The 15,272-nt window shown below is 69.6% G+C and carries 13 protein-coding genes; 7 read left to right on the forward strand and 6 right to left on the reverse strand.

Annotated elements, in window-relative coordinates:
* The first annotated feature begins 79 nt into the window (after positions 1-79).
* The 7 genes from ACZ6Z4_RS29810 (at position 80) to ACZ6Z4_RS29840 (ending at position 7,111) form a co-directional block, all read left to right on the forward strand.
* Positions 80-496: a VOC family protein gene (locus ACZ6Z4_RS29810; RefSeq protein WP_363677778.1), complete on the forward strand. Its 417-nt coding sequence runs from the start codon at positions 80-82 to the stop codon at positions 494-496.
* Positions 497-606: 110 nt separating this feature from the next.
* Positions 607-1,320 carry an ABC transporter ATP-binding protein gene (locus ACZ6Z4_RS29815; protein WP_465571381.1) on the forward strand — a complete coding sequence of 238 codons (714 nt, stop codon included), beginning with the start codon at positions 607-609 and terminating at the stop codon, positions 1,318-1,320.
* Entirely contained in the window at positions 1,317-2,039 is a 723-nt protein-coding gene (locus tag ACZ6Z4_RS29820; protein ID WP_465571386.1) for an ABC transporter permease, read from the forward strand. The genes ACZ6Z4_RS29815 and ACZ6Z4_RS29820 overlap by 4 nt, the downstream gene beginning before the upstream one ends.
* Positions 2,036-3,214 carry a sensor histidine kinase gene (locus ACZ6Z4_RS29825; RefSeq protein WP_465571390.1) on the forward strand — a complete coding sequence of 393 codons (1,179 nt, stop codon included), beginning with the start codon at positions 2,036-2,038 and terminating at the stop codon, positions 3,212-3,214. The genes ACZ6Z4_RS29820 and ACZ6Z4_RS29825 overlap by 4 nt, the downstream gene beginning before the upstream one ends.
* Entirely contained in the window at positions 3,211-3,837 is a 627-nt protein-coding gene (locus ACZ6Z4_RS29830; protein ID WP_465571397.1) for a response regulator, read from the forward strand. Before ACZ6Z4_RS29825 ends, ACZ6Z4_RS29830 begins: the two co-directional genes overlap by 4 nt.
* Positions 3,838-3,974: 137 nt before the next feature.
* Positions 3,975-6,239: a discoidin domain-containing protein gene (locus ACZ6Z4_RS29835; protein WP_465571404.1), complete on the forward strand. Its 2,265-nt coding sequence runs from the start codon at positions 3,975-3,977 to the stop codon at positions 6,237-6,239.
* Positions 6,240-6,301: 62 nt separating this feature from the next.
* Entirely contained in the window at positions 6,302-7,111 is an 810-nt protein-coding gene (locus tag ACZ6Z4_RS29840; protein WP_465571407.1) for an alpha/beta fold hydrolase, read from the forward strand.
* Here the strand turns inward: ACZ6Z4_RS29840 and hrpA are convergent.
* The 6 genes from hrpA to ACZ6Z4_RS29870 all read right to left on the reverse strand — a co-directional run bounded on the left by hrpA (position 7,108) and on the right by ACZ6Z4_RS29870 (position 14,991).
* On the reverse strand, positions 7,108-11,028 hold the full coding sequence (gene hrpA, locus ACZ6Z4_RS29845) for an ATP-dependent RNA helicase HrpA (protein ID WP_465571847.1): 3,921 nt from the start codon (positions 11,026-11,028) through the stop codon (positions 7,108-7,110). The two genes, ACZ6Z4_RS29840 and hrpA, sit on opposite strands and share 4 nt — an antisense overlap.
* Entirely contained in the window at positions 11,007-11,204 is a 198-nt protein-coding gene (locus tag ACZ6Z4_RS29850) for a hypothetical protein (protein WP_465571863.1), read from the reverse strand. Before ACZ6Z4_RS29850 ends, hrpA begins: the two co-directional genes overlap by 22 nt.
* Before the next feature lie 249 nt (positions 11,205-11,453).
* Complete coding sequence (locus ACZ6Z4_RS29855; protein ID WP_465571414.1) at positions 11,454-11,858, reverse strand: universal stress protein; 405 nt, start codon at positions 11,856-11,858, stop codon at positions 11,454-11,456.
* Between the two features lie 60 nt (positions 11,859-11,918).
* The gene (locus ACZ6Z4_RS29860) at positions 11,919-13,481 is read right to left on the reverse strand and encodes a tripartite tricarboxylate transporter permease (protein WP_465571850.1); all 1,563 of its coding nucleotides are present in this window, start codon (positions 13,479-13,481) and stop codon (positions 11,919-11,921) included.
* Positions 13,482-13,486: 5 nt separating this feature from the next.
* Complete coding sequence (locus ACZ6Z4_RS29865; RefSeq protein ID WP_465571417.1) at positions 13,487-13,984, reverse strand: tripartite tricarboxylate transporter TctB family protein; 498 nt, start codon at positions 13,982-13,984, stop codon at positions 13,487-13,489.
* On the reverse strand, positions 13,981-14,991 hold the full coding sequence (locus ACZ6Z4_RS29870; protein WP_465571422.1) for a Bug family tripartite tricarboxylate transporter substrate binding protein: 1,011 nt from the start codon (positions 14,989-14,991) through the stop codon (positions 13,981-13,983). The genes ACZ6Z4_RS29865 and ACZ6Z4_RS29870 overlap by 4 nt, the downstream gene beginning before the upstream one ends.
* Between the last annotated feature and the right edge of the window lie 281 nt (positions 14,992-15,272).

Raw genomic sequence — 15,272 nt, forward strand, 5'->3', positions numbered from 1 at the left:
TGGGCCAGTGACCTGTCATGGTGTTCCGGGCCTTCTGACTCCGACGGGCCCAACTCCTGACATGGAAGCTGGAGGACAGATGACGCAGGTGGCAGAGCAGCCGGGCAGTACCGCCGGGCGGCTCGGCTCGGTGGTGCTGGACTGCCCGGACCCGCTCGAGCTCGCCCGGTTCTACTCGACGCTGTTCGGTCTGGAGATCGACGAGCACGGTGACGACGACTGGCGCAGCCTCAGCGGCCCCGGTTCGACGCTCGGGTTCTCGTCGCTCGCCTTCCGGCGCTCCGAGGACTACGTCCCGGCCACCTGGCCGGGCACCGACTCCCTCGAGCTTCACCTCGACCTGATCGTCGAGGACCTGTCCAGCGGTCACGCGGCGGTCGTCGCCCTCGGCGCCGAGCCGCTCGACCCCGTCGACGCCCCGCCCGCCGAGAACGCCCGCGGCTGGCGCGTCTACGCCGACCCGGCCGGGCACCCGTTCCGGATCTGCCTGGAGTAGGCGACCGAAGCACCCGGAAGGCCGGCGTCCCCTGTGGGGAGGCCGGCCTTCTGCCGTCGGTCCACCGATCGGTTGATGTTCCGTGCGCGCCCGGACGGGAGCCTCGAACCATGACAGTGATCGAGGTGGACGGGCTCAGGAAGAACTACCGGACAAGGGCCGCGGTCGACGGGATCTCGCTGCGCGTCGAGCGCGGCCAGATCGTCGGGATCGCCGGCGCCAACGGGGCAGGCAAGACGACGCTGGTCGAGTGCCTGTCGGGGCTGCGGCGGCGCGACGGCGGCGAGCTGCGGGTGCTCGGGATGGACCCGTGGATGCAGCGCCGGGCGCTGCAGCAGCGGATCGGCGTACAGCTGCAGGAATCGGCGCTCCCGGACGCGCTCCGGGTCGGCGAGGCGTTCCGCCTGTACGCCGGGCTGTACGAGCGCGGCGACTGGCGCACGGTGATGACCGACTGGGAGCTGGCCGACAAGCAGCGGATGCGGTTCGGCAACCTGTCGGGCGGGTGGAAGCAGCGGCTGTTCGTCGCGCTCGCGCTGGTCGGGGACCCGGAGGTGGTCTTCCTCGACGAGCTGACGACCGGGCTCGACCCGGTGGCCCGGCGTACGACGTGGACGATGTTGCGCAAGCTGCGCGAGCGCGGGCTGACGGTGGTGCTGGTGACGCACTTCATGGACGAGGCCGAGGCGCTGTGCGACCGCGTCGTCGTGGTCGGCGGTGGCCGGGTGATCGCCTCCGGTACGCCGGCGGAGCTGGTCGCGCAGACCGGGACGGACTCGCTGGAGAGCGCGTACTTGGCGATCTCCGAGACGGAGCTGTCGTGAAGGGGCTGGCGCGGGTCATCGGTGTCGAGCTTCGGTTGATCATCCGCGATCCGTCCTCGGCGTTCTTCGCGCTGGCCTTCCCGGCGGTGCTGCTCTGGGTGAAGATGCGCAGCGCCGGTACGTTGCCGAGCGGTGTCCGCGACATCGACGCGAACGTCCCGATGCTCAGCATCTTCGTGATCGGCCTGGCCGCGCTGGTGGTGCTGCCGAGCACGATCGCGCAGTACCGGGAACGCGGGATCCTGAAGCGGCTGCGCGCAACGCCCGCCGCACCTGGCCTGTTGCTTGCTGGTCAGTGGGTCGCGCATCTGTTGCTCGCCGTCCTCGGTACGGCGGTGCTGATCCTGATCGGCGCGCTGGCGTTCGACCTGGCGGCGCCTGCTAATGCTGTGAAGGTGCTGCTGGCCTGGATTCTGGCCGCGAGCAGCCTGGGCGCGATCGGGCTGCTGATCGGTGCACTCGTCCCGAACCACCGCAGCGCGACGCTGCTCGGCCTCGCGCTGTTCTTCCCGATGGTGTTCGTCTCCGGCGCGATGGTTCCGCGCGAGCTGACCTCGGGCACGCTGCGCACGGTCGGCGACTGGACGCCGATGGCGCCGGCCGTCGAAACGATCCGCGCAGCCTGGTCCGGAACGCCTCTGTCCGCCACTACCCTGATCGTCATGGCGGCCATCACCGTTGCAGCAACCGCCGTCGCGGCCAGGTGCTTCCGCGCATGAACGACGCTGTTCGGGTCCCAGTATGGGAGCGCGCTCTCCCGGCGTTCCCGTACTTGTTCTTGCTGCTGCCCGCGACCTTCGCGTTGATCAGTGAGTGGCGTCCTGCGGTGCTGCTGGTGAGTCTGCTCGCGCTGGTCTGGATGGCGGTGCTGTACCGCCCGGAGCGGCAGCTGCTCGTGCGCGTCGGCTACCTGGTCGGCATGCTGGTGATGCTCGCGTTCCTGGTCCACGCGGACTCGGTGTTCTCGGTGACCGGCGTCGGGATCTTCCTGCAGGCGTTCGCGCTCTTGCCGGGGAGACTCGCGTACGCCGGGGTGGCGGCGACTGCCGCCGTACTGGTGCTGGCTCGGCCGCGGGCAGGGGAGTCTGCGGGCGATCTGATCGTGTCGTTCCTCGTCGCGGTCCTGATCGCTTCGGCGACCGGGGTGCTGTTCACCGCGATCGCGAACGAGTCGGAGCAGCGGCGGAAACTGATCGCCGAACTGCAGCGGACCAGCACCGAGCTCGCGGCGCTCGCCGAGCAGAACGCGGAGCTGCAGGCCCGGCTGCTGACCAGCGCGCGGGAGGCCGGCGTACTGGGGGAGCGGCAGCGGATGGCCCGCGAGATTCACGACACGATCGCGCAGGGTCTGACCGGCATCGTCACCCAGACCGAGGCCGCGGAGGACGATCCCGGGTCGGCCGGGGCGCGGCTGACGGCGATCGGTGGGCTCGCCCGGGAGAGCCTGGCGGAGGCGCGCAGGTCGATCCACGCGCTCCGCCCGGGGCTGCTGCACGACACCGACCTCGCGTCGGCGCTGGAGAAACTCGTGAGCGAGTGGTCGCGAGCAGCCGCCGAGCTGACCGTCACCGGAGACCCACTCGCGCTGCATCCCGAGGTCGAGGCCACGCTGCTTCGAGTCGCCCAAGAAGCCCTCACCAACATCACCAAGCACGCCGAAGCCACGCAGGTCGTGGTCACGCTGTCCTACCTGGAAGACGTGGTGGCGCTCGACATCCACGACAACGGCACCGGCTTCGTCCCAGGTACTGGTGGTGGTTTCGGCCTGATCGCCATGCGCCAGCGAGTCATTCGCTTGGCCGGCGCTCTCGCCATCGAGTCCGTTCCCGGCCGGGGGACTGCGATCTCTGCAACCGTTCCCGCGATCCCGCCGTCCGACGGAACCTGCGAATGATCCGGCTCGTGATCGTCGACGACCATCCGATCGTCCGCGACGGCCTGCGCGGCATCTTCGACGCCGACCCCGCCTTCGACGTCGTCGGCGAAGCAAGCGACGGCGCCGAGGCGCTGGTCGTCGCGGCCCGCCACCGGCCGGACGTCGTACTGCTCGACCTCCGCATGCCCGGTCTCAGCGGCGCCGACCTCATCCGCGCACTCAAAGCCCAGCAGCCGGCGCCGGCGATCCTCGTCCTGACGACATTCGACGACGACGCCGAGGTGCTCGCCGCGATCGACGAGGGCGCGACCGGTTACCTGCTAAAGGACACCCCGCGCGCCGAGCTCCGGCGAGCGGTCGAGGCGACGGCCCGCGGAGAGAGCGTGCTCTCGCCCACGGTCGCCCAGACCCTCACCCGCCGATCGAGCACACCGCAGCACCAGAAGCTGAGCCCCCGCGAGCTCGAAGTCCTCACCCTCGTCGCCCGCGGAACCACCAACCGCGAGGTCGCCGACCACCTGTTCGTCACCGAGGCGACGGTGAAGACCCACCTGATCCACATCTACGCCAAGCTCGAGGCCAAGGACCGAGCCGCCGCCGTCGCCATCGCGTTCGAACGCGGCCTCCTCGGTCGCCGCTGAACCCCACCACCGCCGACCCACCGTAAGTTCCGGAACCGCGCTCGGGGAACGTTCCCTTGACACCGAACCGGAGCGGGTTCACTCTCTCAGAGAGCGCTCTCTCATCCGCCCTGTTCACCGTCTGATTGGTCTCGCCCATGTCCTTCAGCACGCGCGCTCCGGTGCCCTCGCACCGGTCCCCGGCGGTTCTCCGCCGCTCTCTGGCCCTCGCGTCCGCAGGTCTTCTCCTGGCCGCCGCACTCGTCGTCTCTGGTGAGGCCGACGCCGCGTCCGCCCAGCAGGACGCCGCCTGCGGTACGGCGAACATCGCCCAGGGCCGCCCGGCCACCGCCTCCTCCACCGAGAACGGCGGCGTCCCGGCCGCGGCCGCCGTCGACGGCAACCCGGGAACGCGCTGGGGGAGCGCTTTCTCCGACCCGCAGTGGCTGCAGATCGATCTCGGGTCGAGTCAACCGATCTGCCAGGTCGCGCTAACCTGGGAGACGGCGTACGGCAAGGCCTTCCGGGTCGAGGCCTCCGACAATGCCGGCAACTGGTCGCAGCTCTACGCGACCACCACCGGCACCGGCGGCACCCAGACCCTCGACGTCAACGGCACCGGCCGCTACCTGCGGATCACCGGCACCCAGCGCGCGACCGGCTACGGCTACTCGCTGTGGGAGGTCGCCGTCCGCAGCACCGACGGAGGCACCGGTCCCGTGGTCCCGCCGACCGACCCGCGCAACCCCGACTTCGGCCCGAACGTGTCGGTGTTCAGCCCCAGCACCCCGCAGGCCGAGATGCAGAACCGGCTGAACCAGATCGCCGCCGAGATGCACACCAACCAGTTCGGCACCCAGCGCTACGCCGCCCTCTGGAAGCCCGGCACCTACACCGCCGACGTTAACCTCGGCTTCTACACCCAGGTCGCCGGCCTCGGTCTCTCCCCGGACGACGTCAACCTGAACGGCCACGTCCGGGTCGAGGCCGACTGGCTCCAGCAGGGCGACAACCCGGCGAACAAGGGCAACGCGACCCAGAACTTCTGGCGCTCCGCCGAGAACCTCGCCGTCACCACCCCGCCCGGCCAGATCGAGCGCTGGGCGGTGTCGCAGGCGGCGCCGTACCGGCGGATGCATCTCAAGGGCGCGCCCGAGATCCAGCTCTGGAACGGCGGCGACGGCTGGGCCAGCGGCGGCCTGTTCGCCGACACCAAGATCGACGGCCGCGTGGTCTCGGGCTCGCAGCAGCAGTGGCTGAGCCGGAACTCCGAGTTCGGCAACGGCTGGGCCGGTTCGGTCTGGAACATGGTCTTCGTCGGCGTCAACGGCGCGCCGCCGCAGAACTTCCCGAACCCGTCGCACACGGTGGTCGGCCAGACCCCGCAGGTCCGGGAGAAGCCGTTCCTGTACTTCGGTGCCGACGGCAACTACAAGGTCTTCGTCCCGGCCCTGCGCACCAACACGTCGGGAACGAGCTGGTCCAACGGCCCGGCCGCCGGTACGTCGATCAGCCTGGCCGACTTCTACGTCGTCAGGCCCGGCGCCCCGGTTGCCACGATCAACGCCGCGCTCGACCAGGGCAAGCACCTGCTCTTCACGCCCGGCATCTACCACCTGAACGACGCGATCCGCGTCACCAAGCCGAACACCGTCGTCCTCGGCCTCGGTCTGGCCACGCTGATCCCCGACACCGGCCAGGCGGCGATCACCGTCGCCGACGTCGACGGCGTGAAACTGGCCGGCTTCCTCGTCGACGCCGGCCCGGTCAACTCGCCGGTCCTGATCCAGGTCGGCCAGCCCGGCGCGAACGCGAACCACGCCGCGAACCCGACCTCCCTGCACGACGTCTACGCCCGGATCGGCGGCGCGCACGTCGGCAAGGCCACGGTCAGCGTGCAGGTGAACAGCAACAACGTGATCGGCGACCACCTCTGGCTGTGGCGCGGCGACCACGGTGACGGCATCGGCTGGGACGTCAACACCGCCGCCAACGGACTCGTCGTCAACGGCAACAACGTGACCATGTACGGCCTGTTCGTCGAGCACTACCAGCAGTACGAGGTGCTCTGGAACGGCAACAACGGCCGCACGTACTTCTTCCAGAACGAGTTCCCGTACGACGTACCGAACCAGGCCGGCTGGTCCAGCGGCGGCGGCACCCAGGGCTGGGCGGCGTACAAGGTCGCCAACGGCGTCAGCAACCACGAAGCCTGGGGCGTCGGCAGCTACTCGTTCTTCAACACCAACCCGTCGATCGTCGCCTCCCGCTCCTTCGAGGTCCCGGACACGGCCGGAGTGCGCTTCCACGGCCTGGTCTCGGTCTCGCTCGGCGGCGTCGGCACGATCAGCAACGTCATCAACAACACCGGCGGTACGGCGAACGCAGCCACCCAGCAGCGCTACGTCACCAACTACCCGTAACCCCTCCCGGTGGGCCCCCGGTCCCCGATACTGGGGGCCCACCGACCCAAGGGGAGACGAACGTGAAGACCGGTTACGCGCCTGTGAACGGCCTGGAGATGTACTACGAGATCCACGGCGAGGGCGGTACGCCGCTGCTCCTGCTGCACGGCGGGCTGTTCAACATCGATCTCCAGTTCGGCGAGCTGCTGCCGAAGCTGGCCGAGACCCGCCAGGTGATCGCGGCCGATTTCCAGGCGCACGGCCGGACCAACGACATCGACCGGCTGCTCACCTGCCCGAACCTGGCCTCCGACGTGATCGGCCTGCTGGAGCACCTCGGCCTGGAGCAGGTCGACGTGTTCGGGTTCAGCGTCGGCGCGGGCGTCGCGCAGCACCTGGTGATCGACCACCCGGAGCTGATCCGGAAGGCGATCATGTCGTCGGCGTCGTTCCAGAAGGCCGGCGACCGGCCGGAGAACGCCGCGGTCGGCGAGATGAAGGTGGAGATGATCGCCGGGACGCCGATGGAGGCCGACTACCTGGCCAAGTCGCCGCACCCCGACCTGGAGCACCTGCAGGCCCTGCTCGACAAGCTCGGCACCTTCAACCAGGGCGTCCCGGAGTGGACCGACGAGCAGATCAAGAGCATCAGCGTCCCGACCCTGCTCACGGTCGGCGACAACGACGGCATGACGCTGGAGCACGCCGTCCGGGTCTACCAGCTGCTCGGCGGCGACGTGAACGCCGACTTCGTGGGCCTGCCCGTCCACCAGCTCGCGGTGATCCCGGGCAGCACCCACTTCTTCGGCCTGGCCCGCACCGAGCTGTTCCGCGAGCTGGTCACCGGCTTCCTCGACGCCGCGGCCCCGGAGCCACCGGTAGCAGGCTAGGCCGCCGCCAGCGCCTTCCGGATCCGCTTGTCCGACACCGGGTACGGCGTACCGATGGTCTGCGCGAACAGACTGATCCGGAGCTCCTCCAACATCCAGCGCACCTCGAGGAGCTCCGGACTCGGGTATTTCCCGGTCGGTACGGCGCGCAGCCGCGCCTGGTACTCCTCGGTGAGCAGCTGCACGACCGCCATCCCGGACCGGTCCCGCATCGCGTTCGCGGCGACCTTGTCCAGGCGCTGCTCGATCCCGCGCAGGTAGCGGATCAGGTCCGGCAGCCGCTGCGCGCCGGTCTCGGTGATGAACCCGCGGTGCACGAGCCCCTCCAGCTGACCCCGTACGTCGGAGAGCGCGGCCAGCAGCGCCGGGCTCGACGACCGCGAGATCTGCTTGTCGACGGTCCGCGCGTGCGCGAGCACCTGCTCGACCTGCTGCAGGATCGTCAGCACGGTGTCGGCCAGATCGGACCGTACGGCGTCACGCAGGATCGAGAACGCGGTCAGGTTCCAGGCCGGGCCACCGGCCGCCGCCATCAGCTGGTCGATCGCGGCCGAGATCGCGTCGTCGAGCAGGTCGCCGACGCTGCGGTGCGGACCGGCCAGCAGCGTCATCTTCTGCTGGTTGGTCAGGTTCTTCTGCACCACGTCGACCACCGACGGCATCGTCAGCAGGAGCAGCTTGCGCGTCCCGGCCCACATCGCGGCGGCCTGGTCGCGCTCGGTCTCCTGCAGCCGGACGGCGACCGTCTTGCCTTCGTCGACCAGCGCCGGGTACCCGGCGACGGTCAGCCCGGCGCGGTGCTCGGAGAAGCTGCGCGGCAGGTCGCCGATCGTCCAGTCGGTCAGCCCGGCCCGTTCCAGCCCGCTGACCGCCTTCGACGCGACCTGCGAGATCGCGGCCGTCGTCTTCGGCTTCAGCCGCTCCTTCAACCGGGCCAGGTCCTTGCCCTCGGCCACGGTCTTGCCCTGGTCGTCGACCACCCGGAACGTCATCCGCAGGTGCTCGGGCACCCGGCTCCAGTCCCAGTCGGACTCGTCGATCTGGACGTCGCGCAGGTTGCGCAGCTCGCGCTCCAGCGCGTCGGTCAGCGGACCGGACGCCGGGTCGAGGTGCGGGAGCACCTGCCGGGCGTGGTCCGGGGCCGGCACGATGTTGCGCCTGATGGCCTTGGGCAACGACTTGATCAGCGTCGTGACGAGCTCCTCGCGGAAGCCCGGCACGCTCCACTCGAACCCGTCGGCGGTGACCTGGTTGAGCACCAGCAACGGCAGGTGCACGGTGACGCCGTCCGCGTCGGTGCCCGGCTCGAAGGCGTAGGTCAGGTCGAAGGTCATCCCGTGCTGCGACCAGGTGAGCGGGAACTCCTCCTCGCGGACCTCGGCGCCCTCACGGACCACCAGCGAGCGCTCGAAGTCGAGCAGGTCGGCGTCGCGCTGCCGGGCCTTCTTCCACCAGGTGTCGAAGTGCCGCCCGGTGACGACCTCGGGGCCGAGGCGTTCGTCGTAGAAGGCGAACAGCGTCTCGTCGTCGACCCGCAGGTCGCGACGCCGGGTGCGCTCCTCGAGCTCCTCGACCTCTTCGAGCAGCTTGCGGTTGGCGTGGAAGAACTTGTGGTGGGTGTCCCAGTCGCCCTCGACCAGCGCGTTGCGGATGAACAGCTCGCGAGAGACCTCGGGGTCGACCTTGCCGTAGTTCACCTTGCGGCGGGCAACGATCGGTACGCCGTACAGGGTGACCTTCTCGTACGCCATCACGGCGCCGGCCTTGCGCTCCCAGTGCGGCTCGGAGTAGCTGCGCTTGATCAGATGCTGGGCGATGTCCTCGGCCCACTCGGGCTCGATCTTGGCGTTGACGCGCGCCCACAGCCGCGAGGTCTCGACCAGCTCCGCGGCCATCACGAACTGCGGCGGCTTCTTGAACAGGCCGGAGCCGGGGAAGATCGCGAACTTGGTGCCGCGGGCCCCGAGGTACTGGTGCTGGTTGGCCGGGTCCTTCATGCCCAGGTGCGAGAGCAGACCGGACATCAGCGAGACGTGCACGGCCTGTGGGTCGGCCGGTTCGCCGGAGTTGAGTGTGACGCCGATCTGGGAGGCGACCTGGCGGAGCTGCGCGAAGATGTCCTGCCACTCGCGGACGCGGAGGTAGTTCAGGTACTCGCTGCGGCACATCCGGCGGAACTGGTTGCCGGACAGTTCCTTCTGCTGCTTCTTCAGGTAGCCCCAGAGGTTGAGGTAGCCGAGGAAGTCGCTGTTCGGGTCGCGGAAACGCGCGTGCGACTGGGTCGCCTGCGCCTCGGCGTCGGTCGGCCGCTCGCGTGGGTCCTGGATCGACAACGCGGCCGCGATCACCATCACCTCGCGTACGCAGGCGTGCTTGTCGGCCTCGACGATCATCCGCGCGAGCCGCGGGTCGAGCGGGATCTGCGCGAGCTGCTTGCCGATCGGGGTCAGCCGCCGGTGCCGCTCACTGGCCTTCGCGGCCTCGATCGCGCCCAGCTCGGTGAGCAGCTGCAGGCCGTCGGTGATGCTCCGCTTGTCCGGCTCGTCGATGAACGGGAAGGCGGCGATGTCACCGAGCCCGATCGACGTCATCTGCAGGATGACCGAGGCCAGATTGGTGCGCAGGATCTCGGGGTCGGTGAACTCCGGGCGGGCCTCGAAGTGCTCCTCGGAGTACAGGCGGATCGCGATGCCGTCGCTGGTCCGGCCCGAGCGGCCCTTGCGCTGGTTCGCGCTGGCCTGGCTGATCGCCTCGATCGGCAGGTGCTGCACCTTGGTGCGATGGCTGTACCGCGAGATGCGCGCCGTACCGGGGTCGATCACGTACTTGATGCCCGGCACCGTCAGCGAGGTCTCGGCGACGTTCGTCGCGAGCACGATCCGGCGGCTGCTGCTGTGCGGCTGGAAGACGCGGTGCTGCTCGGCGTTCGACAACCGGGCGTACAGGGGGAGCACCTCGACCGACTGACCCGGGCGGCCGCGCTGCGCCGCGAACTTGTCGTTCAACGCGTCGGCGGTGTCGCGGATCTCGCGCTCACCGCTGAGGAACACGAGGATGTCGCCCGGCGCCTCGACAGCCAGTTCGTCGACCGCGTCCAGGATCGCCTGGGTCTGGTCGCGGTCGATCGTGCTCGGGTCGTCCGGGTCGTTCACCGGGCGGTAGCGGACCTCGACCGGGTAGGTGCGGCCGGAGACCTCGACGATCGGCGCGGGCTTGCCGTGCGCGTCGGAGAAGTGCTCGGCGAACCGCTCGGGGTCGATGGTCGCCGAGGTGATGATCACCTTGAGGTCGGGGCGCCGGGGGAGCAGCTGCTTGAGGTAGCCGAGGATGAAGTCGATGTTCAGGCTGCGCTCGTGCGCCTCGTCGATGATGAGCGTGTCGTACCGGCTCAGGTCGCGGTCGCGCTGCAGCTCGTTGAGCAGGATGCCGTCGGTCATCAGCTTCACCAGGGAGCGCTCGCTCACCTTGTCGGTGAAGCGCACGGCGTACCCGATGGTGTCGCCCAGCTCGGTCCCGAGCTCCTCGGCGATCCGCTCGGCGACGGTCCTGGCCGCGAGCCGGCGCGGCTGGGTGTGCCCGATCAGCCCCTGAACGCCCCGGCCGAGCTCCAGACAGATCTTCGGAATCTGAGTGGTCTTCCCGGACCCGGTCTCACCCGCGATCACGACGACTTGATGGTCCTTGATCGCCTGAGCGATCTCGTCCTTCAGCTGACTGACCGGCAGCTCTTCCGGATAAGTGATCTCCGGTACGGCTGAGCGCCGCTGCTCCACGCGCCGCTCAGCCTGCTCGACGGCGCCGAGCATCCCCTGGAGCGCTTGCGCGCGCTTCTCAGGCTCGCGAGTGGTCCGCACCCGTTCGAGCCGGCGCCCGAGCTGCTCGCGGTCGTGAACCGTCAGCTGCTCCAGCCGAGGCAGAAGCTCGGCGACGGACGGCCCGTCGCCAGCGTCGCCCCGGCGTCCGCCGCCACCCGCGTTCGCGCCGCGAGCAGCAGCTGCTCCGGGGACGTCTGCGCCGCGGGCAGCTCCTGCGGGGGCGTTCGCCACGCGAGCAGCTCCGCCGCGGGCGTCCGCATCGCGACCATCGCCTCCACGGGCGTCCGCGCGGCCGGCGTCCGCGCCCTCGTCTTTCCAAGTACCGGCCCCCGCCTCCGAGCCCGGCTCCGGCGGGGTGCCGCGGCCGCCCGACCGCCCGCCGCGACGACGAGGCCGCCGACGGCTGTTCGCCGTACGGGCGGGGTCCTGGACGGGACCGGTGGCTGGGGTGGGACTGGAGGACTCGGTCCGGGCATCAGGCATGGCACCGACCAGTTTAGGTGCCCGGCACCAATCACTCACCCCGATTAGTCGCGCGCGGACGTGACCTTCACCGCGAGGACCGGCACCGGGGACTCCAGCAAGACCCGCTGAGCGGTGCTGCCCAGGATCAGCTTCCCGACCGGCGAGCGGCGCCGCAGACCGAGAACGATCAGCGACACATCCTCAGCGGCGGCTGCCTTGAGAAGCTCGGCAGCGACGTCGCCCGTCCCGACGGCCTGCTGGATGGTGACCTCGACCCCCGCCTCCCGCAGCTTGGTCTCGGCAGCGGCGAGCTCCTCGGCGTTGGCGTAGCGGTTGTCGATGTAGGCGTCGCCGCGGCTGGTGTTCAGCAGCAGGACGCCCGCGCCGCGCAGCTCGGCTTCGGCGGCGGCCGCGGTGAGCGCGGCCTCGCCTTCGGGGGTGGGCACGTAGCCGACGAGGATCTTCACGAGGTCACTCTCCCATCAGTCGGTTGCACCGGTGCCCACCCCTCAACCCGGCGGCCCGGATCAGTCGTCCTCGCCGAAGGTCAGCCGGTCGCGCGTCGGCTGGGTCCCACGCACCCGAGCGACCAGCCGCGGCAGGTACGGGACGAACAGCGCGAGCACGGTCAGCACGATGATGACCAGGCTGAGCGGCCGGGTGAAGAACACGCTCCCGTCGCCGTTGGAGATCACCAGCGCGCGCCGGAACTGCTCCTCCATCGTCGGCCCGAGGATCACGCCGAGGATCACCGGCGCGATCGGGAAGTCGAGCTTGCGCATGAAGAACCCGGCGACACCGATCAGCAGCGCCATCAGCACCTCGTACCCGGAGCCGGACAGCGAGTACACGCCGAGGCAGGCGAAGACCAGGATCCCGGCGTACAGCAGCGGCCTCGGGACCTTGAGTACCTGGACCCAGATCTGGATCAGCGGCAGGTTCATGATCAGCAGGATCAGGTTGCCGACGTACAGGGACGCGATCAGCGTCCAGACCAGCGTGCCCTGGTCCTCGAACAGCTGCGGCCCGGGCTGCACGTTGAAGATCTGGAACGCCGCCAGCATCACCGCGGCGGTCGCCGACGTCGGCAGGCCGAGCGTCAGCAGCGGCACCAGTACGCCGGAGAACGACGCGTTGTTGGCCGCCTCGGGCCCGGCCACGCCCTCGATCGCACCGTCGCCGAACTCGTCGGGGTGCTTGCGCCCGGCCTTCTTCGCTCGCCGGCGCTCGATCGTGTACGACAGGAAGGTCGGCACCTCGGCGCCGCCCGACGGGATCGCGCCGAACGGGAACCCGAGCGCGGTCCCGCGCAGCCAGGGCGCCCACGAGCGCTTCCAGTCGGACTTGTTCAGGTACCCGGTCCGCAGCCGGCCCTTCTCGAGCACGGCCGGGCGGTCCGGCGTACTGCGCAGCTTCGATGCCACGTGCAACGTCTCGCCGATCGCGAACAACCCGACGATCACGATCACCACGTCGACGCCGTCGAGCAGCCGCAGCGTGCCGAACGTGTACCGCTGTGCGCCGGACAGACTGTCGAGCCCGATCAGCCCGATGAACAACCCGACGGTCAGCGACAGCAACCCGCGGACCAGCGAGTGCCCGACCAGCGCGGTCACCGCGACCATCGCGAGCAGCGTGATCGCGAAGTAGTCGGTCGCCTGGAACTTGCTCGCCAGGCTACCGATCGGCTTCGCGACGAACGTCAGCAGGACGGTCGAGATCGTGCCCGCCACGAACGACCCGATCGCGGCCGTCGCCAACGCCGCCCGGGCGCGCCCCTTGAGGGCCATCTTGTGGCCCTCGATCGCGGTCGCGACCGACGCGGACTCGCCGGGGGTGTTGATCAGGATCGACGTCGTCGAGCCGCCGTACATGGCGCCGTAGTAGATCCCGGCGAACATGATGAACGCGCCGATCGGGTCGGAGAAGTTGAAGGTGATCGGCAGCAGCAGCGCGATGGTCAGCGCCGGGCCGATGCCGGGCAGGATGCCGACGAGCATGCCGAGCGTCACGCCGAGCACGGCCCAGAGCAGGTTCATCGGGTCGAGCACGGTCCCGAACCCGTGCATGAGGTCGCCGAAGACGGCCATCGCGATCACAGCCCCAGCACCCCTTCCGGCAGCGAGATGTCGAGGAACTGCGTGAACGCGACGTACACGACGACAGCCAGTACGACGGCCACGACGATGTCACGCACGAGCTGCCGGCTGCCGAGCACGCGAGCCGCGGCGAAGAAGAGCAGCGCGGTCGCGAGCATGTAGCCGAGCGGTACGACGAGGAACGCATAGAGCACGAGCAGCGCCGAGACGGCGACGGGCTCGAACCAGCTCCGGTCGGCGGACTTCGCCGTACGAGGTGAGCGCAGACCTTCGATCAGGTAGGCGATGCTCAGCAGCAACCAGGCGGCGGTGACGAGCAGCGGGAAGAACCGCGGACCGGCCGGATCGAGCCCCTTCGGACTGCGGATGTCGAACACACCCACCAGGAAGGTCGCACTGAGCACGACCAGCACCACCGCGGCGATGATCCGCACCAGCCGCGACGCCTCGACCTCGACGTCCGCCGTACGAACTGTTGTCTGCTCGGTGCTCATACGATCCCCAGTTCTTTCAGGAGTCCCTCGACGCGCGTGGTCTCGTCGGCGATGAACTGCTTCGCCTCGTCGCCGGTCTGGAAGAAGTCGGTCCAGCCCTGCTTCTTGCGGATCTCGTCCCACTCCGGCGAGCTGTTCACCTTGGTGACGAACTCGATCAGCCGCTGCCGGTCGGCCTCGGGGATGTCCGGCGGCGCGACGATCGCACGCCAGTTGAGCACCTCGGTGTCGTATCCCTCGGACTTGAGCGTCGGCAGCTGCTTACCGTCGACCGTCATCGGATCGGTGCCGGTGGTCGCGAGCACCCGCATCTTCCCCGCGGTGATCTGCTCCTCGAACTCGCTCAGCCCGGAGATCCCGACCGTGACATCACCGGACAGGATCGCCGCGGTCGCCTCACCGCCGCCGGAGTAACTGATGTACTTCACCTTCGACGGGTCACCGCCCGCGGTCTTCACCAGTACGCCGGCCGCGATGTGGTCGGTGCCGCCGATCGTCCCGCCGCCCCAGCTGACCGACGCGGGGTCCTTCTCGTACTGGCTGACCAGGTCCTTCAGCGTCTTCAGCGGCGAGTCGGCCTTCACCACGAACACCTCCTGCTCGGCGGTGATGGTCGCGATCGGCGTGGTGTCGGAGATGGTGATCTTCGACTGGTTCAGGGTCAGCGCGCCGACCATCACCAGCCCGGTGATCATCAGCGTGTGCGGGTCCTTCCGGTTCTTGGTGACCAGCTTGGAGATCCCGACGGCGCCACCGGCGCCGGTCACGTTCACGACCGAGGTGGAACGGCCCGGCAGGAAGTCGTCCTCTTGTACGACGTGCTGGAACTGGCGCGCGGTGAGATCCCAGCCGCCGCCCGGCGCGGCCGGAACCATGATCTCGACGTTGCGGGACGGAAAGTCGCCCGCCACGCTGCCGCCCTCGAGGGCGGCGCAGCCGGTGGTCGCCAGCACGCTCAACGACAACCCGCCGGCGAGAAACGACCTACGGGTGACAGGACGCAACATGGGGTACCTCCTTCAGGCACGCGGAGGGCGCGGCGATGCCCTGGATCTCCGGCGACCGTAGCAGCATTCCACCAGGAGGTACAGAGATTCCGTTCTGCGGACCGCCGGGTTATCTTCGAGAGGAAGAACCCGGCGAGAGGGGCAGCATGACGGACAGCGGTGGAGCTGCTGCGGGACGAGCGGACGCGGGTGGCGTTGGGGGCGCCGGAGCTGGTGGCGCGCGAGCCGACGCGGGGGCGGCGGGAGGCGCGGGATCGCGCGCCAGCGCCGAGCCGGCGGAA

It is taken from the genome of Kribbella sp. NPDC104740 (assembly GCF_055583505.1).

What these genes read in the sequence shown, in the direction of transcription:
- ACZ6Z4_RS29810 (WP_363677778.1), top strand. Translation starts at nt 80, where the DNA reads ATGACGCAGGTGGCAGAGCAGCCGGGCAGTACCGCCGGGCGGCTCGGC.
- ACZ6Z4_RS29815 (WP_465571381.1), top strand. Translation starts at nt 607, where the DNA reads ATGACAGTGATCGAGGTGGACGGGCTCAGGAAGAACTACCGGACAAGG.
- ACZ6Z4_RS29825 (WP_465571390.1), top strand. Translation starts at nt 2,036, where the DNA reads ATGAACGACGCTGTTCGGGTCCCAGTATGGGAGCGCGCTCTCCCGGCG.
- ACZ6Z4_RS29830 (WP_465571397.1), top strand. Translation starts at nt 3,211, where the DNA reads ATGATCCGGCTCGTGATCGTCGACGACCATCCGATCGTCCGCGACGGC.
- ACZ6Z4_RS29835 (WP_465571404.1), top strand. Translation starts at nt 3,975, where the DNA reads ATGTCCTTCAGCACGCGCGCTCCGGTGCCCTCGCACCGGTCCCCGGCG.
- ACZ6Z4_RS29860 (WP_465571850.1), bottom strand. Translation starts at nt 13,481, where the DNA reads ATGGCCGTCTTCGGCGACCTCATGCACGGGTTCGGGACCGTGCTCGAC.
- ACZ6Z4_RS29865 (WP_465571417.1), bottom strand. Translation starts at nt 13,984, where the DNA reads ATGAGCACCGAGCAGACAACAGTTCGTACGGCGGACGTCGAGGTCGAG.
- ACZ6Z4_RS29870 (WP_465571422.1), bottom strand. Translation starts at nt 14,991, where the DNA reads ATGTTGCGTCCTGTCACCCGTAGGTCGTTTCTCGCCGGCGGGTTGTCG.